The sequence below is a fragment of the Pelagibaculum spongiae genome, from assembly GCF_003097315.1.
Classification (GTDB): Bacteria; Pseudomonadota; Gammaproteobacteria; order Enterobacterales; family Pelagibaculaceae; genus Pelagibaculum; species Pelagibaculum spongiae.
In genome coordinates this window covers 467,409-487,973 of sequence record NZ_QDDL01000002.1, presented here as the reverse complement: position 1 = coordinate 487,973, position 20,565 = coordinate 467,409, and the positions used below count along the sequence as shown (strand labels likewise).

General features: G+C 41.8%; 20 protein-coding genes. 8 read left to right on the top strand and 12 right to left on the bottom strand.

The window, feature by feature from the left end; genetic code table 11:
• Positions 1–76 precede the first annotated feature (76 nt).
• A complete protein-coding gene (gene aroF, locus DC094_RS08145; protein WP_116686619.1) occupies positions 77–1,090 on the bottom strand; it encodes a 3-deoxy-7-phosphoheptulonate synthase in 1,014 nt (337 codons plus the stop codon).
• Between the two features lie 750 nt (positions 1,091–1,840).
• Between aroF and hemN the strand changes: the two genes are divergently transcribed.
• The 6 genes from hemN (at position 1,841) to DC094_RS08110 (ending at position 9,695) form a co-directional block, all read left to right on the top strand.
• Complete coding sequence (hemN, locus tag DC094_RS08135) at positions 1,841–3,244, top strand: oxygen-independent coproporphyrinogen III oxidase (protein ID WP_116686617.1); 1,404 nt, start codon at positions 1,841–1,843, stop codon at positions 3,242–3,244.
• Positions 3,245–3,771: 527 nt separating this feature from the next.
• Entirely contained in the window at positions 3,772–4,509 is a 738-nt protein-coding gene (gene fnr / locus DC094_RS08130; protein ID WP_116686616.1) for a fumarate/nitrate reduction transcriptional regulator Fnr, read from the top strand.
• Positions 4,510–4,805: 296 nt separating this feature from the next.
• Positions 4,806–5,741, top strand: a complete 936-nt coding sequence (locus tag DC094_RS08125) for a bifunctional enoyl-CoA hydratase/phosphate acetyltransferase (protein WP_116686615.1) — start codon at positions 4,806–4,808, stop codon at positions 5,739–5,741.
• A 52-nt stretch (positions 5,742–5,793) separates the two neighbouring features.
• Complete coding sequence (locus DC094_RS08120; protein ID WP_116686614.1) at positions 5,794–6,951, top strand: acetate/propionate family kinase; 1,158 nt, start codon at positions 5,794–5,796, stop codon at positions 6,949–6,951.
• Positions 6,952–6,999: 48 nt separating this feature from the next.
• On the top strand, positions 7,000–7,419 hold the full coding sequence (locus tag DC094_RS08115; RefSeq protein WP_116686613.1) for a PaaI family thioesterase: 420 nt from the start codon (positions 7,000–7,002) through the stop codon (positions 7,417–7,419).
• 62 nt (positions 7,420–7,481) lie between these two features.
• On the top strand, positions 7,482–9,695 hold the full coding sequence (locus DC094_RS08110; RefSeq protein WP_158527263.1) for a GspE/PulE family protein: 2,214 nt from the start codon (positions 7,482–7,484) through the stop codon (positions 9,693–9,695).
• Between the two features lie 178 nt (positions 9,696–9,873).
• Here DC094_RS08110 and DC094_RS08105 read toward each other — a convergent pair whose 3' ends face one another.
• Both DC094_RS08105 and DC094_RS08100 read right to left on the bottom strand, forming a co-directional pair.
• Positions 9,874–10,623 carry a class I SAM-dependent methyltransferase gene (locus DC094_RS08105; RefSeq protein WP_158527262.1) on the bottom strand — a complete coding sequence of 250 codons (750 nt, stop codon included), beginning with the start codon at positions 10,621–10,623 and terminating at the stop codon, positions 9,874–9,876.
• A gap of 13 nt (positions 10,624–10,636) precedes the next feature.
• Positions 10,637–10,990 carry a BON domain-containing protein gene (locus tag DC094_RS08100; RefSeq protein ID WP_116686610.1) on the bottom strand — a complete coding sequence of 118 codons (354 nt, stop codon included), beginning with the start codon at positions 10,988–10,990 and terminating at the stop codon, positions 10,637–10,639.
• 107 nt (positions 10,991–11,097) lie between these two features.
• Here DC094_RS08100 and DC094_RS08095 point away from each other — a divergent pair, with 107 nt between their 5' ends.
• On the top strand, positions 11,098–11,922 hold the full coding sequence (locus DC094_RS08095; RefSeq protein WP_116686609.1) for a prenyltransferase: 825 nt from the start codon (positions 11,098–11,100) through the stop codon (positions 11,920–11,922).
• Here the strand turns inward: DC094_RS08095 and DC094_RS08090 are convergent.
• The 8 genes from DC094_RS08090 to DC094_RS08055 form a co-directional block, all read right to left on the bottom strand.
• Positions 11,919–12,731 (bottom strand): glycosyltransferase family 32 protein, encoded by an 813-nt coding sequence (locus DC094_RS08090; protein ID WP_116686608.1) that lies wholly within the window; start codon positions 12,729–12,731, stop codon positions 11,919–11,921. The genes DC094_RS08095 and DC094_RS08090 overlap by 4 nt on opposite strands.
• A gap of 39 nt (positions 12,732–12,770) precedes the next feature.
• On the bottom strand, positions 12,771–13,337 hold the full coding sequence (locus tag DC094_RS08085; protein WP_116686607.1) for a PqiC family protein: 567 nt from the start codon (positions 13,335–13,337) through the stop codon (positions 12,771–12,773).
• Entirely contained in the window at positions 13,338–14,984 is a 1,647-nt protein-coding gene (gene pqiB / locus DC094_RS08080; RefSeq protein ID WP_116686606.1) for an intermembrane transport protein PqiB, read from the bottom strand. It abuts the gene before it with no gap.
• The gene (locus DC094_RS08075; protein WP_116686605.1) at positions 14,981–16,138 is read right to left on the bottom strand and encodes a paraquat-inducible protein A; all 1,158 of its coding nucleotides are present in this window, start codon (positions 16,136–16,138) and stop codon (positions 14,981–14,983) included. The genes pqiB and DC094_RS08075 overlap by 4 nt, the downstream gene beginning before the upstream one ends.
• Before the next feature lie 62 nt (positions 16,139–16,200).
• Complete coding sequence (locus DC094_RS08070; RefSeq protein ID WP_116686604.1) at positions 16,201–16,815, bottom strand: hypothetical protein; 615 nt, start codon at positions 16,813–16,815, stop codon at positions 16,201–16,203.
• A 78-nt stretch (positions 16,816–16,893) separates the two neighbouring features.
• Positions 16,894–17,250 carry a hypothetical protein gene (locus DC094_RS08065; protein ID WP_116686603.1) on the bottom strand — a complete coding sequence of 119 codons (357 nt, stop codon included), beginning with the start codon at positions 17,248–17,250 and terminating at the stop codon, positions 16,894–16,896.
• A gap of 142 nt (positions 17,251–17,392) precedes the next feature.
• A complete protein-coding gene (locus tag DC094_RS08060) occupies positions 17,393–17,776 on the bottom strand; it encodes a nucleoside 2-deoxyribosyltransferase (RefSeq protein ID WP_116686602.1) in 384 nt (127 codons plus the stop codon).
• A 33-nt stretch (positions 17,777–17,809) separates the two neighbouring features.
• Positions 17,810–18,271, bottom strand: coding sequence for a GNAT family N-acetyltransferase (locus tag DC094_RS08055; protein WP_158527261.1), 462 nt, complete (start codon positions 18,269–18,271; stop codon positions 17,810–17,812).
• A gap of 275 nt (positions 18,272–18,546) precedes the next feature.
• Here DC094_RS08055 and DC094_RS08050 point away from each other — a divergent pair, with 275 nt between their 5' ends.
• A complete protein-coding gene (locus tag DC094_RS08050; protein ID WP_116686600.1) occupies positions 18,547–19,779 on the top strand; it encodes an HAD family hydrolase in 1,233 nt (410 codons plus the stop codon).
• A gap of 49 nt (positions 19,780–19,828) precedes the next feature.
• Here the strand turns inward: DC094_RS08050 and DC094_RS08045 are convergent, their stop codons facing one another.
• Entirely contained in the window at positions 19,829–20,530 is a 702-nt protein-coding gene (locus DC094_RS08045; RefSeq protein WP_116686599.1) for an arylesterase, read from the bottom strand.
• Positions 20,531–20,565: the final 35 nt, after the last annotated feature.

Here is a 20,565-nt window from a genome sequence, read left to right as displayed (position 1 = left end):
ATTCCATCTGCTACGTCTGATGCAGATGGAATCTTGATAAAGCCCACGCTCGAAGCATCCTTTTTGAGTAAACGGTTTATAGCTTTTTACCCATCGCATGAACAATCGGCATGATCTCTTTAATTAGCTCTTGATACATCACTTCAGTGAGCGCTTGATGCCCATCAGATAAGGCTTCTGCCGGATTGGTATGGGTTTCAACAATAATGCCATCAGCACCCACTGCAACCGCCGCACGACTCATTGGAATCACTAGCTCACGAACACCCGTGCCATGGCTCGGGTCGACTAGAACCGGTAAATGACTACGCTGTTTCAACCAAGCAACGCCATTTAAATCCAGAGTATTGCGGGTCGCGGTTTCATAAGTGCGAATACCTCGCTCACACAAAATCACTTGATGGTTGCCTTCGTGGTAGATGTATTCAGCAGCTAGCAGGGTTTCTTCTAATGTGGCTGATAGCCCGCGTTTAAGTAGCACCGGCTTTCGTCCCTGGCCGACCTCTTTGAGTAGGCGATAGTTCTGCATATTGCGGGCACCAATCTGCAAACAATCAACGTACTCGGTGATTAATCCGACATCTCCAGCATCAACGACTTCGGTTACGGTAGGTAAGCCAGTGTGTTGGGAGACTTTACGAAGAATTTTTAAACCTTCTTCGCCTAAACCCTGAAAGGCATAAGGGCTGGTTCTAGGCTTAAAAGCACCACCACGGAAGACATGACTGCCGGCATCTTTAACCACACGGGCAATATCAAGTGATTGATTGAGACTTTCAATTGAGCAAGGGCCACCGATAACAGTAAAGGTGTCACCACCGACTTCGGTATTGCCAATTTTTACGATAGAAGATGAAGGGTGTGCTTCTCGACTAACCAATTTATATGGACTGAGAATCGGCTTAACACTTTCGACCATTGGATCCGCATCTAGATTCAGTGAGGCAAGGATACGCTCATCTCCAATAGCACCCAAGACGATTCGCTCGACACCTGGCAAATAAAGCGATTTCAGCCCGGCCGCGTCAATTTTATTCAGCAGCGGCTGGGCACTTTGTTTGGTTGCCCCAGGCTTTAATACAACGATCATGATTTTCTCCAAAGCAAAAAAAAGCCCGCTCAGTGAGCGGGCTTCGGGAATTGTTCAATTCAGTTTATGTTAACCACAAACCATCCCTTCGCGCCCGCTATGGGAGCAAAACCAACCAAAAAAGTAAAAATATTGGTGGGACAAGTTCATGTAATACAACATTCCTGAATAAATCTGGCGAAGTTATCTGATATTTCCGGTGAGCTGTCAACTAACTTTCACAACCTTTTTCATATTCCACAAAAGATTGGCGCTTGGTAAATTAATATAAAAAAGGAATCATTGAATCAGGTGAAACTCTGCAAAAATCTTGCTTTGAGCAGACCAGTATTTCAGATGATCAGGTTGTAAGCAGTATGCAGCTTTAATCAGTTGAGTTAATTGTCTGTTGGTGATTCGGTGATGAGTCGCTAGCCAAAGGTGAAGATTCTTTCTGGTTATAAGCTTTTGTTTTAATGATTGAATATCATTAATGAAAATTATGATATTTAACGGTTGGTGGCTAAACCCAAGAATGATGATGTTTAACATCCTGATTTGCAGCATAAAATATTAATTTTTCAATGGAAGAAGCTAGGTAAGCTTGTTGTTGATTGATTTGTAATTTAATCAAGTGATTGATTTGCATCAAGGTCAAGTAAACAAAGTGATATAACCATGAGATTTGTCGGCCAAAATAGAAGGCTTCAGGAACGAGCCTTAGATGTCTCACGATCCGAATAGGGACGCTTACGAGGAGTCAAGCCAGTCATGAGCTGCAAAATACAATGGGATGGTGAGCTGATTCAGCGCTACACCATCAACGGTCCGCGTTACACTTCATATCCAACTGCAATCCAGTTTAGAGAAGACTTTAGCCAGGAAGATATGCTGGCCGCTGTTAGTCGCAGTAATGCTAGTGCGCGCCCGCTTTCACTGTATTTCCATATCCCGTTTTGTAATACGGTTTGTTACTACTGTGCTTGCAATAAGGTGATCACCGCTAATCGTCGCCGTGCAGAGCCATATTTGCAGCAGCTGATGCGCGAGATCGAAATGCAAGGTCAGTTGTATGATAACAGCCGTGAAGTGATCCAGCTGCACTGGGGTGGTGGTACGCCAACCTTCCTCGATTCCAGTGAAATGACTTTGTTAATGCATAAAACAGGTAAGCATTTCAATCTGCGTAATGATGATACCGGTGAGTATTCGATTGAATTGGATCCTCGTGAATCCAGTCCGGGTTCCATTGCGCTATTGCGTGGGCTTGGTTTTAACCGAATCAGCCTAGGAGTTCAGGACTTTGATCCGGCGGTGCAAAAAGCGGTCAACCGGGTTCAAAGTGAAGAAATGGTTCGTGGCGTAGTTAAAGCGATTCGCGATAACCAATTCCATGGTTTGAGCATGGACCTGATCTATGGTTTGCCATTGCAAACCTTAGAAACCAACCGGATTACCATAGAAAAAACCATTGATCTCAACCCAGATCGAATTTCCTTGTTCAATTACGCGCATCTGCCTCAGTTATTTAAGGTGCAAAAACAGATTGATGAATCGCAATTACCATCGGCAGAAGTTCGCCTAGAAATTTTGCAGCAATCAATCGAACAACTGAACAATGCCGGTTATCAATATATCGGTATGGACCATTTTGCTCGTCCAGAAGATCCGCTTTGTCAGGCACAGAATAACGGTGAGCTGCAGCGCAACTTCCAGGGTTATTCAACCTGTGGTGGTACTGACATGATTGCGATGGGTTGTTCATCAATCAGTAAGGTTGATAACACTTACTTCCAGAACAGTAAGAATATTGAAACCTACCAAGAGCACCTTGCAAAAGGTGAGTTGGCGATTGAGCGTGGTTATGCACTGACTGATGAAGATCGATTGCGTCGCCATGTGATCACCGAGCTGATTTGTCATTTTTCGCTGGATATTGGCAAGGTTGAGCGCAAGTATGGCATCGTCTTTGCTGAGCATTTTTCAGAGTCTTTGGCACTGCTGCGTGGTATGGAGCAAGATGGTTTGCTGGAAATTCGTTCAGAGCGGATTCAAGTCACCGATAAAGGCCGGTTGTTGATCCGAACTATTTGCATGGCATTTGATTCATATAATATGAATCGTTTGAGTGAGCAGGTCCCAACTAAGGATACTATTTACTCAAAAATCATCTAAAAAAAAGCGACCGATAAGGGCAAGTTTTAACCACTCAAAACATTGAGAGGTTAAAGCTTGCCCTTTGTTCTATTTTGATTGCCGTCTGCCGGAAATGATTAACTGTTTTGAGCATTAGCTGACAATCTTCCGGCCAATACTCCAGAATATGATCTATATCATGTCGAGTAATTTGATCACGGTCAAAATATACCTTTGCATGTTCGGTTACGAACGGCAGTGGTTTACAATCCTACAAACTACATTGGAATAGCAAAGGATTTTGCGATTCAGTTTTTCAGCCAGCCAATATTGTTGTTGAGAGGTCGCAGTAATTGGCAGGCCGCTTTGATACTTGTTTAAGTCACTCTGGCGGCGGCTGTCTATCTAATTATCAGGGACTTATGCATAACGAGCCGTTTTTCGAAACGGCGACTGCGATTCACCCGCAGACCACTGATAGCAGTGTAATAACAAATGTTTCATTTGATTAATAAAAACAAGCTATTAGGATCGGGGATTCGCCTGGAATTACGAGAGCGCTAGCAATGACCGAAGTTCATAAGGCAGGATCCTGCCGCACGATTAAAGCTTCTTGCAGTGACTGCAGCTTAAGCAGCCTGTGTTTGCCTTTGGCTGTCCAGGCAGAGGACCTTGATCGGCTGGACGAAATTATCAAACAGGGACAACGCGTTGAGAAAGGTCAGCACTTGTTCCGTAGTGGTGACGAGTTCAAAGCAATTTATGCTGTTAGAACCGGCGCTATCAAGACCTACTCAATTACACCGTCTGGTGAAGAACAAATTAACGGCTTCTATTTGCCGGGTGAAATCATGGGTATGGATGGCATCAATACCAACCATCACGTGAATTCTGCTAAGGCACTTGAATCAACAACAGTTTGTGAAGTTCCGTTTAACCGTTTAGAAGAGCTAACCAAAGTACTACCTGGTCTACAGCGTCACTTCTTCCAGATGATGAGCAAGGAAATTCGTGAAGAGCAGCAGTTAATTATGCTGTTAGCCAAGAAGAATGCTGAAGAACGTATCGCTTCATTATTGTTAAGTATTTCAACGCGTAACGGGCGTCGTCGTTTATCGACTACTGCTTTTCGTTTACCTATGACACGTGTTGAGATTGGCAACTATTTAGGTCTGGCAGTTGAAACGGTAAGTCGTGTTCTGACCCGTTTCCAAAAGCAAGGTATTCTGGCGGTTGAGAGCAAAGAAGTACGCATCAACGATTACCAGAAGCTGTGCCAGATTGCGACGATTCAAGAAGGCTAGTTTACGCTAAATATCAAACACTAATCTGTTTGATGGCCTGCTGAAATTGTTGAAAAATTAAAACCCGCGATCAGAAATGATCGCGGGTTTTTTTTGTTATTTCCAAATGTATTTCGTAAACAAGCATCGATGTTGCCGCAACAAGTTTGGACACTCTTAACTGTGATGGTTACTGTGGTGTTGCTAAAAGAAAGTTATATGACATTTTGTTATGAAACTTTCTTTTTTGTTCATTTCACGACAAAATCGGCAAATGATGTTCATTCTTTTCGTAAAAACAATAATAAAGGCGAAATATGGAAATTTCAGAGCCAGTCTCATCTACTTTGGATGTGCTGTTAAAAAAAGCAGCAAGTAATCCGCCGCTGAAGGTTGCGGTAGTACATCCAATGAAGAAATATTCGCTAGAAGCTGCGGTCGAAGCTGCTAAGGCTGGTCTGATAGAGCCGATTATGGTCGGTCCTAAAGATCGAATGCTGCAGATTGCAGAATCGTTTGATCTGGACATTAGTGGGTTTGAAATTATTGACTGCGAGCACAGCCATGCTTCAGCGGAAATTGCTGTTGCTTTAGCACGAGAGCAAAAGGTCCAAGCATTAATGAAAGGCAGCTTGGCGACGGCTGAGTTAATGGGGGCGGTGGTTCACAAACAGCTAGGGATTCGTACCGATCGCCGTGTTAGCCATGTTTTTGTGTTGCAGGCTGAGCATTACCACAAGCTATTACTGGTCACCGATGCTGCGATTAATATTTTGCCAGATTTAGCAGTTAAGCGAGATATTTTACAAAATGCGATTGATCTAGCAGCGGGCATTGGCCTGTTGCAACCTAAAGTTGCCATTCTGGCTGCTGTTGAAAAAGTAAAACCCAGTATGCCTGCAACAATTGATGCAGCAGCACTTTGTAAAATGTCAGATCGCGGGCAAATTACTGGTGCTATTGTCGACGGCCCACTGGCATTTGATAATGCAATTTCTGCCAAGGCAGCACAAATTAAAGGCATTCAGTCCCCCGTTGCTGGTGAGCCGGATATTTTGTTAGTCCCAGATCTAGAGGCCGGTAATATTCTAGCCAAGCAGTTGTGTTATTTGGGTGGTGCTCAGTCTGCCGGTTTGGTGATGGGTGCTCGGGTGCCGATTATTTTAACCAGTCGTTCTGATAGCCTGCAAACCAGAATTTATTCTTGTGCAGTAGCAAGCTTAGTTAGCCGTTATAAACAAGATCAGTTCTAAATATATGAATTTTTCATAAACAATAATCATCATAAAAATAAATAGAAACACTATGGAAATTCTTGCGTTAAATGTTGGCTCATCAAGCCTTAAAATTAGCTTGTATCGGTCTTACGATGAAGTACCTGAACGATTGGTGAAAATCACCATTAACGGTTTAAATAATTCATCGATTCAACTGAAAACTGAAGTAAATTCTGAATGCCTACTACAACCACAAGTGACAACATTTCCAGAAAGCACACCGCTTAAGCAACTGCTTACTTTGGTGTGGCAGCAATTAACACAAGCTGATTTATTACCCGATCGATTGGTGCATCGAATTGTTCACGGTGGTGAAAAGTATTTTCAGGCAGTGAAAATTGATAACCAAGTTTTTTCAGATTTAACCGAGTTATCTGTTTTAGCGCCTTTGCACCAGCCGCCAGCGCTTGAAGTGATTCGGTTATTTCAAGGGATTCTGCCTAAAGATATCGACCAATATGCCTGCTTTGATACTGCGTTTCACCAGAATATGCCTAGCTACAAAACAATCTATGCCTTACCTGAATCGATTCGTGCACAAGGCATTCGCCGTTATGGTTTCCATGGATTGTCATATCAACATGTGTATAAACAGCTCTGTGATAAGCAGCCGGAACAATTTAACCAGCGAGTTATTATTGCCCATTTAGGCAGTGGTGTGAGTGTGTGTGCGATTCATCAAGGGCAGAGTCAGGATTTCAGTATGGGCTTTTCCGCCCTTGAAGGGCCGGTAATGTCGACTAGGGCGGGGCGTTTAGATGCAGGTATTATTCTTAAACTACTAACTGATGGCTATAGCGCGAATCAATTAGAAAAAATGTTATTTAAAGACTCCGGCTGGTCTGCTCTGTCAGGTATTGGTGCTGATATTAACAGTTTATTTGAAGTAGATAATGAACGCTGCCGATTGGCGATTGATCATTTTATATTTCAGGTTGTTCGAGAGATTGCAGCGCTTCTACCGGCTTTAAATGGCTTAGATACTTTGGTATTTACCGGCGGCATTGGTGAAAATATTCCTCAGATTCGAGATAAAATTTGCAACAAGCTTAAATGGTTTGGTGTGGTGGTAGATCAGGACTCAAATAAAACTGGCCAATACGATATTGCGGCAACAAACAGTAAGGTTCAGTTGAAAGTTATTAAATGCAATGAAGCGTTATCGATGGTTCAGCAAGTGACTTAAATTATCCCGCTGGTTATCATGTAAAAAATTACAACGTTGGTGATTTCTATGAAAAATAATACGGTGCCATCGGTAGCAGAAAATCCATTTTACGGTGATGATCCTTTTGCGATACATAATCAGTTTGAGCTGGAGTCAGTTGCTTGTGAGTATGCGCGAGTATCAATGCAGGTTGCGCCGCATCACAAAAATCACTTTGGAGCAGTTCATGGTGGAGCGATCTTTGCTTTAGCTGACTTTGCGTTAGCTCATGCGTGTAATTCGACGGCAAGTAATGGAGTTGGCTTGCAAGTCTCAATCAACTATTTGGCCAATACCTCAGCAGGCAAGCTGGTTGCTGAATGCCGACGGATCAGCGATCACAATAGAATTAACACCTATATAACTGAAGTGAAGGATCAAAATGGTCAGTTGATGGCGAATATTCAAGCGCTGTCTTATCGGCTGTCTCGATCACCAAAAACCTAACCTTTACTCGGCTTGGCGGGTTGCCTCCTATACTGTTGAAATCAACTATGGGAACCCGTTATATGAATGATCAAACTGATCTGGCAATGGCTTGGCCAGCAGCACCTGCTGAACTCGGAACTGATGTGCCATTGCTGCATGCATCAATTACTGTGTTGGGAATGAACGGTTGCACCATTCAATCGCCTTTTAAAGCGAAGCTTGTATCAATCGACTTCAGCATGAAACAAATATCATTAATTTATCAAGAAGAAAATTATCGATTAAGTTTCTCTGAAATACGAAGCTTATTGTTTGAGCAAAGCTTGCTACCACCTGAAAGTGGCGACCTTGATCAAGAGCCAAGAAAAACATTACATTTGGTTTTTCGAGATGGGCAAAGATATACCGGACCAATTTTACGTGCGCTTGATGAAGAGTCTTGTCTGCATGTTTTTCATATTCGTGATGATAAAGTTTTTAGAGGTTTTATTCCTCGTTCAGTGATTCGAGATTTTAGCCTAGTTGATAATAATCCGAACAAAGGTTCCTCGATTGACTCTCAGGAAATTATTACATTACCCGATCAATTAATTTCTGCTTTGGATTTTGGTTTGCAGCAGCCAGGCAAGCCTTTGGGCGCATTGTTGTTAGAAGCGGGTCGATTAACTAATGATGAGCTTAGAAATGCATTGCTGTTACAAACTCAGGAAGATGAAACGGGTCAATTACATCGGCGGTTGGGTGAGATTTTATTAGACAAAAAAATGGTAGATAGCGTTCCGGTTCATCAGGCGCTTGCGGCTAACCTAGGCCTTCCATTTGTTTCACTGAAGCATTTTCCTATTAGTACTAGTGCCACTGGTTTGTTAGACGAATCTTTTGTTTCTGAACACCACCTAATACCGATCATGCATCATAATGAACGCTTAATTATTGCAATGGCAGATCCAACCGATCATGAAACACAACAAACACTGAAATTTATTCTTGGAAAGATGATTGAGGTTGCGGTTGCGACACCTGAAGATATTACTCGTTCAATCGGTCGTTTTTATAGTGCTTTAAATGATGAAGAAATGATTGATGAACTCGAATCAGCAGACGACGAGGATGCGAACGGAGATTTTGATCCAGTTTTAGGAACTGATCGACCAACAGTTAGATTAGTTAATGGTATTATTTCAGATGCAGTTCGTCGACGGGCATCCGATATACATATTTTCCCTATGCCAAATGAAATTGAACTGTTTTTTAGAATTGATGGGCAAATGGTTCCAATTAGAAAGTTAAGCAAAAGACTGTTGCCGTCACTGGTCAGTCGAATTAAAATTCTAGGTCGATTAAACATTGCAGAACATAGATTGCCGCAAGATGGAAATACCCGAGTACGTCGCCATGGAAAGCTGGTTGATTTAAGAACCTCGGTTATTCCGACCAGTCAGGGTGAGAGTGTCGTTATTCGAGTACTAGATACACAGGCCGGGTTTAAACCGCTTAACGAAATAGGCTTTCGGCAGGATGACCTTGAGTCGATCGTTGATATGATCCACCAAAACTCTGGCATTATTTTAGTTACCGGGCCTACTGGGTCAGGAAAATCGACCACTTTATACGCTGCTATTGATCAAATTAAAGAACAAGAATTAAATATTATTACAGCTGAAGATCCTGTTGAATATCAGGTGGCAGGTGTCAGGCAGATACAAGTAAATAGTAAAATAAATTATAACTTTGCCACTGCGCTGCGCCATATACTTCGCCACGATCCTGATGTGATTATGATTGGAGAAATTAGGGATAAAGAAACCGCTAAAATGGCAGTACAAAGTTCTCTAACTGGTCACTTGGTTTTAACGACATTACACACTAATTCTGCTGCATCGGCGATTACACGATTACTTGAGATCGGCATAGAACCTTATTTGTTGAATGACAGCCTGTTAGGTGTAGTGGCGCAACGACTGGTGCGGGTTAATTGCCCCCATTGCTTGGCTGTTGAACAGGTATCTCCTGCAGTTAGAAAAACATTTGATCTTTCCGAGGATGAAACTTTTTATATCGGTCGAGGCTGCGATGAATGTGACCAGCTTGGGTTTAGAGGTCGTATGGCGGTCTATGAACTGCTCAAGATCGATTCTGCTATTAAAGGTATGGTGCTTAAAGGTGCGTCAACTTACGACATAGAAGGTTACGCATTGGGTAAAGGGATGATGGCTCTAACTCAGTCCGCTTTAGCGTTAGCCAGAGAAAAGAAAATATCTCTATCAGAAGTGTATCGTGTTCGTTTAAATTAATCGGATGTAGATTCAATTTAGAATGGTTTAGTAAACTTAAATACTTACCAAAAGCAATCAAATGAATTGTTTTTTAATTAAATTTACGAATCATAATCATAAAAAAACCTGCGTTGGCAGGTTTTTTTATATCTAGGTTTGTAATCAGATATTAAAATATTTACAGAAAAAATAATCACTACTCGGCGGTGAAGTAAATATCGAAGCGACAAGATTTCCCCGTGAGTTCTAGAGAAGGCTTTTGATTGTCTAGCCAAGGCGCATGGGTTGGTCTTTTGACCACTACTCGTTTTTTAGCCAACGCCAATGCAGGCTTCAGTAACTGGTCGCTATCTTCATCACAGCCGACCAAGCTATGAAACAACACCATCTCTTTTTTTACTGCGGCTTTTTTCTTACGCTCGGGAAACATCGGATCAAGATAGACAATATCTGGCTGCTCGAATTCTGGTAATTGTGCGTCTAATAAACTGCCGTGGTACAAACAAATTCGACTGACTATTTCTGCAGTTTCAATACAAGCAGCAGCTCGGTCTAATCCATCCTGAAGTATTACTGCGACTGAGGGATGCCTTTCTAACAAAATAACATGGGCGCCAATGTTGGCTAACACAAAGCCATCTCGACCGAGCCCAGCGGTTGCATCAAGAATTAATGGATCTTTCTTTTTGTGCAAACCACAGGCTTTAGCAACTTGCTGGCTTTTGCCACCACCAAATTTACGGCGATGTCCTTGTGAGCCGCCAACAAAATCAACCAATACATCTCCAGGCGCCTTAGGCCCAGATTGGCGTAATACCAGACGTTGCTGATCATCTAGGCACAATAGCACCTGCGATGGATGATCAGGGTCCGAGGGTTGGGGGTATTCAACGGCCAGTTTTGCCAGCGCCGGATAATCCGGCGGGCAACAAAGTTTTGCTAGCAAGATCGATAATGTCCTATTCGGCCGGTGGAATCACAACCAGCTTTGAGATCACTTTATCAACACCCTTAACGCTCCAGGCAAGTGCGGTCACTCGCTCGCGAACTTTCAAGCTGTCGACATAACCATATAGGGTGACACCGCCGTCAAAGGTATCAACGTTGATATCTAGTCCATTGACGCCCTTGTCTTTCAACAAGCGGGTCTTGATGGTGGCTGTAATAGATGCATCATCTAAAACAGTTCCAGCACTACGCTCATCTTTTTGAACTTCATAAGCAGCGACACCAGCACTACCTAAAACTACAGCAGCACAGCCACTTAGAGACATGGATAACGCAAGTGCAACAGGTGCAAACCACAGTTTCATTACTCTCTCCCAAAATTTCGCGGCCAGATTATGACATAGCAAGCGTGTTAAGACTGCAGGTATAATCACTGCATCTGGCTGATTGCTGCAAGTGATAGACGATTTTAATGGATAAATATTTACTCAAGCGGGCTGCTCGCCCCTTCTCGTTGATCGTAGCTTTGGTAGTTTGTGGGCTGGGAATTCGTTTGTCCTGGCAAGCAGGTTATCAGGATATCGGGCGCGCATTGGCGATTTTTTTTGCTGCAGTGATCGCACAAATTGGGGTTAACCTGATCAATGACCACCGGGATATCGAAACCCACAGTTTGACCGATCAAGCAAAACACGCCATAAAACGCAATCTGTGGCTAGGTGTTGGCTGTTTTGTAGCGGCTGCAGGGCTTGGCTTATGGCTGGTTTGGTTAACTGGCTGGCAACTGTTTTTGCTGGGCGTTATCGGTTTGGCTGGTGGCTGGTTCTATACCGCCAAACCGATTGCTTATAAACATCGTGGACTGGGTTTGGTGGGGGTTTTTATCTTCACTGGAGTAATGATGGTTTATGGCGCATGGATGGCCATGGGCGGTGACTGGTCTTTAAGGGTGTTCCTGCTTTCATTGCCGGTTAGTTTGATTGCTTCACTTATTTTGCTGGCCAATGAAATTCGTGACTATGAAGATGATAAGACGAAGCAGATTGGCACATTGTCTGTTCGAATCGGCTTATTGCCGGCAAGAATTTTGTTCGTAATACTGGCAATTGCGCCTTTTGCAGCTGTGTTTTCGCTTTATGAGTTGATTCCGCGTTTCTGGATGGTATTGCCTGCACTCATTTTGCTAATTGCGCCGCTTAAAGAGTTCCTCAAACCAGAAGGCCAGCGGCAAAAGCTACCGCCAGTGACCGGCCGATTCTTTGCTGGTTTTGGATTGCTTTATTGGTTTGCAGTTTAACGAATGGATTGCCCAAAAGTTTGTTGACTTAAATGAGACCATGTATTGGCGTAATAGATTTTAAAAAGATTGAGTGGAAGCGTGAGGCTTAGGTCTAGTACGTAATAATCAGAGTCATCATTAAACTGTTCATAGTCAACTTGGACTGGCATACCCGGCCGCGTAAGTACATCAGTTAGCATCCCAGGGCCGGTCATCATAACAGTTAATGTTTTTCTGAGATTGTAAGCAACTAAGCGGCCTTTTGTAGCAAAAGGTCGTTTTTCACTCCAAGCTAAATGCGCATATTCTTTACTTTCAAAATAACAAAATTGCATTTTTTTGAGCATAAGGTTAAGCAAGAGACTGCCTTGACATCCTGCTATTAGAGCATTTGTAACGCTTGAACTTTCATCGAGAGAAGGAATTAGTAGTCCTGATGGAGCAAATAGTTCGGGGATTTTTGAAAGGCAGAAAACATCATGATCTGAGTAAATTCCACCTTCTTTATATAGTATTAATACGCGCGCTACATCAGATGCTGCGGCATAATTTACGAAATGCCCCGAGCTTTCTCTTACAAATATTTGATAAAGTTGTTTTTCAAGAGCATTGTTCAAGTCAAACAATGAATCTAAATGACGAAATGACCATTTGATGTTCATGTCATATTCGGTATTTGTTTTTTCAATTGTAAGAGGCGCATCTGACCAAATGTTGACAATCCAGTCGGGATTTAGTGCTTGAAAACGTTTAGCTACGGCTAGAGATCGAGCGGGGATAGCATTTCCTAGCCAAATATAGTGAATTTGCTTTGGAATCCATCCCATTTCAGCGCCCTTTGATAATGCAATGATTTAGATTGTAGGTTACTTAAATTTTCCCAGTTCGATAATCTGCTGGCTGATCAACTCAGCCAGCTGTTTGATTAGATCTTGCATCGCTAGGTTTATATCTTGGTAATCTTCAATTTGCTGCGACTGTTGTAAAGCAAAGCCAGCTTGCTCCAACAAATCACCCTGATCAGAAAACAATAAATATTCGCCTTTCAAAATCATTTGGTTTGCAGCTAGCTCAGGGTCGCTGCTCTTGATGCTGTGAAAGCGTTGGATAAAAACCTGTAACCGGTATTTCTGGTTTGAAGTCCGGTTTAAAAACTGCTGATTAATTCGCTGTTGCAAAATATCAGCTAAGGCAATATCTAGCCGTTCTGCCCATTGGTATTGCTCACTGAATAAAATTTCGCCCTGTTGATTGGCGATTGCTAATGCGGGTCGATTTAAATATTCACTCAATTGAACATTGAGTTTTTTGACCGGGTGAGTGATTTCAATTGCACTAGCTTGCTGCGGTGGTTGTAATAGTAAAAAGGTTTTGCCGGGCACGCTACTACAAGCAAACAAAAATAGTGAGAAAAATAAAATTAATATGCGCATTTATTGCTCCTGCAAAAGCAATGGATCAGCTTTGCGGTCTTTGCCAAAAATGATAGCGTTTGGTTTTTCTTGTAGTGATTGCATGAGCGGCTGTAATTGCCACATTAGCCCTTTCAACTGATTCATGGTGGTTTCTAGCTCATTATATAATTGCCCATCAGCAGAATAATCATTCAATAATTTTTGCAAGCTGGTAATGGTTTTATCCAAACTATCAGGCAATGCCTTAAACTCTTTGCTATCCATAAATCGTTCAGCATACATCATGGTGACTTTGAACTGGTCCATGCTGCTGCCGGCGCTATTCATCGCTACTTCAATACTGCTGAGCGTTTCTTCCAACTTCAGTTGGTCCATTCTGCTAATCATGCCATCTAGCTGATCACCCAAGCGCTCCAGCCCGCTCTTAACTGTGGGAAGAGCCATATAACCCTGATAATTCGAAATATGTGCTGGCTTAGCATTACTGTGATAATTCACTTCAACAAATAAACTGCCAGTGAGTAAATTGCCTGACTTAAGTGATGCTCTTAATCCCATGCCAACGCTTTTAGTAATTTCCTTGGCATAAGCTTCAGCAACTTTAGCCGTGTCGCCTTCTCCCAACCGTCCAGGCTCTATGGTGATTAATACTGGAATCGCTTGAGTTTGTTCAACCATCGACATTGCGCTGCGTGCACTTAGTTCTAATGCAATTCTTTTTACAGTTCCAACACGAACACCCCGATATTCCACTGGTGCGCCAGCTGATAAACCACGTACAGATTCATCAAATAACAGTACATACTCTAGTTTTTGCTGATACTGGCGATCATGGATGCTTTCGAAATCCGGGTATAAGTGATATTCACGCCCCATCGCTATCGGATCTCCTTTTGCTTCGCCTTCAGGAAGGTCAAAAGCTACCCCACCTTGTAATAGCGTTTGTAGGCTACCGGTACGAAAGCTAATGCCCTCGGTGCTGGCATTGAAACTGATGCCACTGGCGTTCCAAAACCGAGAATTACTGGTGACTAATTGATTGTAAGGCGCGCTAATAAATAACTGGTAGACGGCTTTTTGTTTGTCGATATCAAAACCAGCGGTTTCAATTTGACCGACTTGATAGCCGTGATAAAGCACCGGATCACCTATGCCTAAAGTATCGGCTTTAAGACTTTTTAAAGTGATTCGAATGCCCGGTACGCCAGGCGCCGTAATCGGAGGGTTTTCCAAGCCAGGATATTTGGTTTCGCCAAAAGCCCCTGAGCCGGGGCTGACTTCAATATAAGCGCCGGACAGTAAAGTTCCGAAACCACTAATACCTCCCGCATCTATCCTAGGACGAACCACCCAAAAATCACTACCTCGGCGTAATAATGCTTCAGTTTCTGGTTCCATCTGAATGATTACGTTCACGCCATCGAAGGTGCTATTGAGTTTGACTTGTTTAACCTGGCCGACATTTACGTTGCGATATTTAACGTAGGTTTTACCCGCCTCTAAGCCTTCGGCTGAGGCAAAGGTAACTTCAACTGTTGGCCCTTGGCTGGATAAGTGATACCCGACCATCCAAATGCCAATCACGATGGATACTAGCGGTAGAATCCAGATCGCAGAAAAACGTCGGCCTTGTTTGATTGCTGCTGTGGCTGTTATCTCACTCAAACTGAATTCTCTTTATTGGATTTATCTGATGAATTTTTAGGTGGTTCATCCCAGATCATTCTGGGGTCAAAACTTTCTGCTGCCAGCATGGTTAAAACGACCACAGCACAAAATGCCATTGCGGCAGGGCCAGGGTTAAATGCCAATAGTCCACCAAACTGAACTAGCGAAACCAGTATTGCGACGACAAAAACATCAATCATTGACCAGCGACCGACGAGCTCGGTAATACGATAGATCGTAGTTCTTTGATGGCGTCGGCGTTGATTGGAAAACCTTACACTCAGGCACAAATAAGTTAGAGACAAAATCTTGGCAATAGGCACTACAATGCTGGCAATAAAAATAACGCAGGCAACTGGATATGAGCCCAACTGCCATAGCGTAATAATACCGCCTAGAATAGTCGAATCATCTTTCTGGCCAAAAAAATGGGTGGTAGTAATCGGTAAGAAATTAGCTGGAATATATAAGATACAAGCAGTTAATAATAATGCGCCGCAAAAATTGAGACTTTTGGAACGATTAACAGGCCTTTCGGTATGATGGCGGTGAATTTGATGCTGCAGCCAATCATCTAATTGATTTTTATCTAATGTAGCTAGCACCATCACCAAGCAAATGCTGAAACCACAGTAAGCCCAAAAGGATAACCCTGGAATAATATCTGCCAACGAAGCCAGCTTCACCAGTGAGACCAATACGCCGATCAAAAAGACCTCAGCCATGCTCCATGTGATCAGTTTTTCTAATAGACGATAAAAAACCTGGCTGCCTTTTGGTGGTTTAAAGCCAAGCTTTACTGGTAATAAAAGATAAATAATTTGAAGCAAGATAATGGCGGGCAGACAGAAAATAGAGATGGCAACAATGATCGAAAGGAATGGATAGCCTTGCAACCAAATGTCCATGACACCGCTAAACAAAGACATAGTTTGTTGTTGGCCATTGGCGACCAAAGACATAAAAGGAAAGGCTAACGAAAGAAACAGCAGTACCACACCGCTAAAGCTGTAGCCTAGCAAACGATTTAAACCGTCACGATGATTTGAAAAAATCGAACGATTACACTGAGTGCAGCTAGCGCGAGTGCCTTCAGGTATTGGTGGTAAGCGTTGCTGTAAGCCACAATCGTGGCAGGTTATCAAACTCATAGCGCATATTATTACTTGGGCTGAATTCAGAGTATGATATTATTGAGAGGATTGGAATATTTTTAAGGTATTTTCGAAAGTAATATTTTAAGGTATTGTTGGTATGCAGCCTTAGTTGAATCAATGTAGTTGATGCTAGAATTTTCAGCAGCTAATAAATTATCAAGATTATCATCGATTAGAAAAGTTGTTTGGTTGCTTGCTAAAGTAGAAACTGCTTCATGTGGATCTTCAAATAATTCTATCCAGTATAACATCATTTCTTTCTTCTTTAGAGCTACGGTTTTTTTCGTATTCTTCCTTCTTTCTTTATAAAAATAGGTTAGCATTTCTCTGTTAATAATATTCGATTTTTCGAAATAACTAGAAAGATCTTGGTCGCTTATAGAGAAAAAACTTTTTATCATTTGAGTTATTGAAGATGGTTGGTAAGTGGCTGCTGTCATAAAAAACAGTAGATGGTCTTCTTTTTTTGAAAGCTCTTTGAAAAAAATATAATGCGGTATTTGGTAGAGGGGATGGGTAGTTATTTCGACAATGCCCTTTTTACTTGTAGGAGATTTAACCTGAAAACTAATCGATTGATTAAGGTTTTTTTTCTGGGTCTCGCTGAGACGACCTAATTCATGTGCTGCACAAATCAGAGTTTGGTCTAGGTCAAAAAATACTAGCCACACATTAAATCCATTTTTATGCGAAGAATGCTCTACTAATTCAGTAGAGCATACAGAAACATAAAAATAGCTCAAGATAAGCTACATGCCAAGGTAACTGCCTATTTCATAAAGATCCGGGCGCCCTTCTTCATGGCCAAAGTAGCAGATATCTTCTTCATCACCGCTTTTGTTATCGATAATACCAATGACAAAATCCAGCTTGTGCTTCTTGGCCAATGAATATAATAAATTCAGTGGACTTTTCAGCTCAATCTTCTTTTTGATTTCCAGCGTGATCCCCAGCTTCCAGCAATCCAGTTCTGGATGATCTTCCGGGCGAAGATTGACCAGTTGATAACTGCCTTTGCTTGAACCAACCCAACTGGAAAGCGAGTTGATGATGTCTTGTTCCAGTTCATCTTGATCAAACTGATCGATATAAATATAGAGTTTCATTTAATAATCTTGAAAAGTGATGGTTCAAATCAGGCACGGTTTGATCTCGTTGAGTTGCCGAGATAACTGTTGCGAAGTGGTGCTATTGAACGATAAGCACCTGCCGTTAGCAAGTAGCTAGTGAGTAAATATACCTTAGCCGTTAGATATTAATGACGATTTGCGATGGGTCGCTGTAGTAGAGGACCCGGTCAGCAATGCCATCCATGGTGGCGCTTAGCTCAATCCCCTGTTGTATCAGCAGTATCAGTTGCTTGCCTTTAGCAACGGCATAACCCGCCTCAATACCCAAACCGACACCTTTTTCACTCATCTCGATCACTACAAGATCAGACTGATCGATTTCAGCAAAGGTTAACTGCATCATATTCTGGTTGGTAAACTGAATCTCACCCCATTTTTCCAGATCCCGGGCAACACAGAAGGTTTCAATTTTCTGTGCTTCTAATGCAGCTGAAATCGCATCAATTAATGGACGGTTTTGATTGTCGGGATAAAATTTAATACCGAAGTAAGCTTTTTTCATTGTGTTCACCGTAAATAGTTCTGAATTAAATTTTTATATAGATCGTTTCATTTGATCAACTGTTAATTTTCGCCCTGACAAATTGATTGAAAATGAATTGAATTTTACAAAATTATTCTTTTTGTATAACCGCAATGCTGGCTTATTCGATGGCACAATATTCAACATCAGATCGCCCGGATACTGAAGAATAATATGTGACAATAGTTGCTGACCAATACCCATGCGTTGAAATTCTGGGTCAACATAAAGCCAACCGATCTGCTGCAGAGTTTGTTCTTGCTTGATGGTTACAAAGCCAGCCATTTTTTCTGAATTGCCGCAAACATAGATATCTGACTCAAAAATAATAGATCGTCTTGGGCCATCTTCGGCAAAAGTCTCTAGCTGGTAAGGTTCATGTTCACCGGCTAGCTCAAGTGGTTTGCACAGATTGTAGACTCGCTCTAACTCGGAGTAATCGCTGCCCTGATAGGTTCGAATGCAGATTGTCATAAGGTTGCTTGGTGAAGACTGGTTCGGGTTGGATTCTAATGGTTTGCTGATTAGATCGTATTGCATAGCATCAAAGTTTGCTCACGCAATGGTGATGTTTATTAGTATGTTTAATATTTCTCTTGTAAAAGCTTTTTAAAATGTTTAATAAGTTAGTTGCTCAAAGCATATAGGCCAAAATAAAAGATATATAAAGAATGGTGTTTCTACTCAATGAGTGAATATGATTCGACCTATTTGCATCATATTCTTGTTTCGAGTGTTTCGGAGTACTTATGAAGTTAAGTTTTCAAGTATCAGCAGTTGTAAATATAGCCCTGGTAATCATTTCTTTTTTAATTAGCCCGGTAGTATGGGCTGATGTTCAACTGAAATCAGATGGATGGAACCCTGTAGTTAAAGCCAGGCTTGAAAAGCTTATCTTTGAAAATGCATTTAAAGGTAAGAAAGTTGTTTTTGATTTTGATAACACAACCATCAGCAGAGATATTGGTGAGGCGACATTTGCGGTAATGGCTGGTGAAAACCGCCTGTCTACCAAGAATATACCCAAAAGCATTACGCCACCATTTACTTTGAATGGTAAAAAATATTCAATTGATACAGTTGGAAATTTACCAGATTTTTATGAAGCTTTCTTATCTGCCACTAAGCATCAAAAGGGAGAATCTACTCCTTACTCTAATAGTTATGCTTGGGTGGTGCAAATAATGTCAGGCATGTCGCCAGATCAGATAATTCCTTTCAGCAAAACCGCTTTTTCCAATAATATGGCTATTAAAGATAAATTTAATAGTGGGTTGAAGGAAAGTAAAACTCATGGCTATCGAATGCCATTTTTTTATCCAGAAATGGTTGAGCTTTATGGTACGTTGATTAAAAATGGATACGATGTGTACGTCTGTTCAGCTTCAAATGTTTGGACTGTTCGGTGGATGGTTTTAGAAAACCTTAATCCAGTGTTGGAAGCTCAATTTGGCGAAGGTATTAAAATTGCTGCGGATCATGTGATTGGCGTGAGTGTTTTGTTGATGGATAAACGTGATGGACAGCTTTACAAAGATCCATTGCTAGTAAAATCCAATTCAGAATATGCAAGCTTGAATAAGAAAGAATTAGCCAACTATCAATTAACCAGTCAGATAGTTTATCCAATTACTGGATACTTTGGTAAGGTTGCCAACATTATGAAATATATCAGCAAAGAACGGCCTTTCTTGATTGGTGGTGATAGTCCAAATGACCTTCCAATGTTAGATTTTGCAGAAAATCGACTATGGATAGCTCGACTGGAAAAAATGGAGTATCAAGAGCGGCTAACGGTGCAGGCTCAGCAGTCGATGCCCGGAAATTGGTTAGTTCAGCCAGTATTATATAAAAAATCACCTGGCTTTGTTGCGAATCAAAAGCAGCTTAATAAACGTTTATCGGTAAACCCATCTGCTCTGGAGAAAACTTCTAAAGTAGTAAGTTATTTGAAGAAAAATGACTTGCTAGAAAAATTCTAGAGTTATTGTAGAGATAGTTTTTCGCCAGTGTGAATGCACTGGCGGATTTTTATTTTAACTGCGGCTTAATTGTTTCAAACACACTCTCAGCCATTAATGGTTGCGCTTGCTCGGTTGGGTGAATTCGATCGGCTTGCATGAGTTCTGGTTTCAGTGCGATCTGTTCTAGAAAAAACGGGATGTATGAAATTTTTTCTTCATTAGCCAGTTTTTGGTAAAGATTGTGAAAAGCTTCGGTATATTTTCTGCCGTAATTAGGAGGGATACGCATTTCTAAAATGGCAACGTCGACATTTCTGTCTTGAGCTTGACGAATCATTTGCCGTAAATTCTCTTTGATCAATTTAGTCGGTGTGCCGCGCAAGCCATCATTGCCGCCCAGCTCAATCAATAATAAATCTGGCTTAACTCGCTGTAATGCTTTGCTTAAGCGAGTCAATCCGCCGGATGTGGTATCGCCGCTAACGCTGGCATTGATAACCTTCCAATTTAAACTTGCACTTTTGATTCGCTTTTCTAGTAGAACCACCCATCCCTTTTGTTGGTCAATCCCGTATCCTGCACTGATACTGTCTCCAATCACCAAAAGTTTCTTTTGTTGATCTTGTTGTGAGGTTTTTGCAAGGCTACCTTTTTCTGAAAAGCTAGCTTTGGCGGGTGTTGCCGATATCTCTGCCTGGGCTGAATTGAAACCAATCAGTAGCAAAGAAATCAAAAGAAATCTAAATAATCTGGCACTCAGGCTTACCATGGTTGTGAATCTGATGGTTGTGAAGCTAATAGTTG

What these genes read in the sequence shown, in the direction of transcription:
- hemN (WP_116686617.1), top strand. Translation starts at nt 1,841, where the DNA reads ATGAGCTGCAAAATACAATGGGATGGTGAGCTGATTCAGCGCTACACC.
- DC094_RS08050 (WP_116686600.1), top strand. Translation starts at nt 18,547, where the DNA reads ATGAAGTTAAGTTTTCAAGTATCAGCAGTTGTAAATATAGCCCTGGTA.
- DC094_RS08085 (WP_116686607.1), bottom strand. Translation starts at nt 13,337, where the DNA reads ATGCGCATATTAATTTTATTTTTCTCACTATTTTTGTTTGCTTGTAGT.
- DC094_RS08125 (WP_116686615.1), top strand. Translation starts at nt 4,806, where the DNA reads ATGGAAATTTCAGAGCCAGTCTCATCTACTTTGGATGTGCTGTTAAAA.
- DC094_RS08090 (WP_116686608.1), bottom strand. Translation starts at nt 12,731, where the DNA reads ATGGGATGGATTCCAAAGCAAATTCACTATATTTGGCTAGGAAATGCT.
- DC094_RS08100 (WP_116686610.1), bottom strand. Translation starts at nt 10,990, where the DNA reads ATGAAACTGTGGTTTGCACCTGTTGCACTTGCGTTATCCATGTCTCTA.
- DC094_RS08110 (WP_158527263.1), top strand. Translation starts at nt 7,482, where the DNA reads ATGAATGATCAAACTGATCTGGCAATGGCTTGGCCAGCAGCACCTGCT.
- DC094_RS08060 (WP_116686602.1), bottom strand. Translation starts at nt 17,776, where the DNA reads ATGAAAAAAGCTTACTTCGGTATTAAATTTTATCCCGACAATCAAAAC.
- fnr (WP_116686616.1), top strand. Translation starts at nt 3,772, where the DNA reads ATGACCGAAGTTCATAAGGCAGGATCCTGCCGCACGATTAAAGCTTCT.
- DC094_RS08115 (WP_116686613.1), top strand. Translation starts at nt 7,000, where the DNA reads ATGAAAAATAATACGGTGCCATCGGTAGCAGAAAATCCATTTTACGGT.
- DC094_RS08075 (WP_116686605.1), bottom strand. Translation starts at nt 16,138, where the DNA reads ATGAGTTTGATAACCTGCCACGATTGTGGCTTACAGCAACGCTTACCA.
- DC094_RS08045 (WP_116686599.1), bottom strand. Translation starts at nt 20,530, where the DNA reads ATGGTAAGCCTGAGTGCCAGATTATTTAGATTTCTTTTGATTTCTTTG.
- DC094_RS08095 (WP_116686609.1), top strand. Translation starts at nt 11,098, where the DNA reads ATGGATAAATATTTACTCAAGCGGGCTGCTCGCCCCTTCTCGTTGATC.
- DC094_RS08120 (WP_116686614.1), top strand. Translation starts at nt 5,794, where the DNA reads ATGGAAATTCTTGCGTTAAATGTTGGCTCATCAAGCCTTAAAATTAGC.
- DC094_RS08055 (WP_158527261.1), bottom strand. Translation starts at nt 18,271, where the DNA reads ATGACAATCTGCATTCGAACCTATCAGGGCAGCGATTACTCCGAGTTA.
- aroF (WP_116686619.1), bottom strand. Translation starts at nt 1,090, where the DNA reads ATGATCGTTGTATTAAAGCCTGGGGCAACCAAACAAAGTGCCCAGCCG.
- DC094_RS08065 (WP_116686603.1), bottom strand. Translation starts at nt 17,250, where the DNA reads ATGAAACTCTATATTTATATCGATCAGTTTGATCAAGATGAACTGGAA.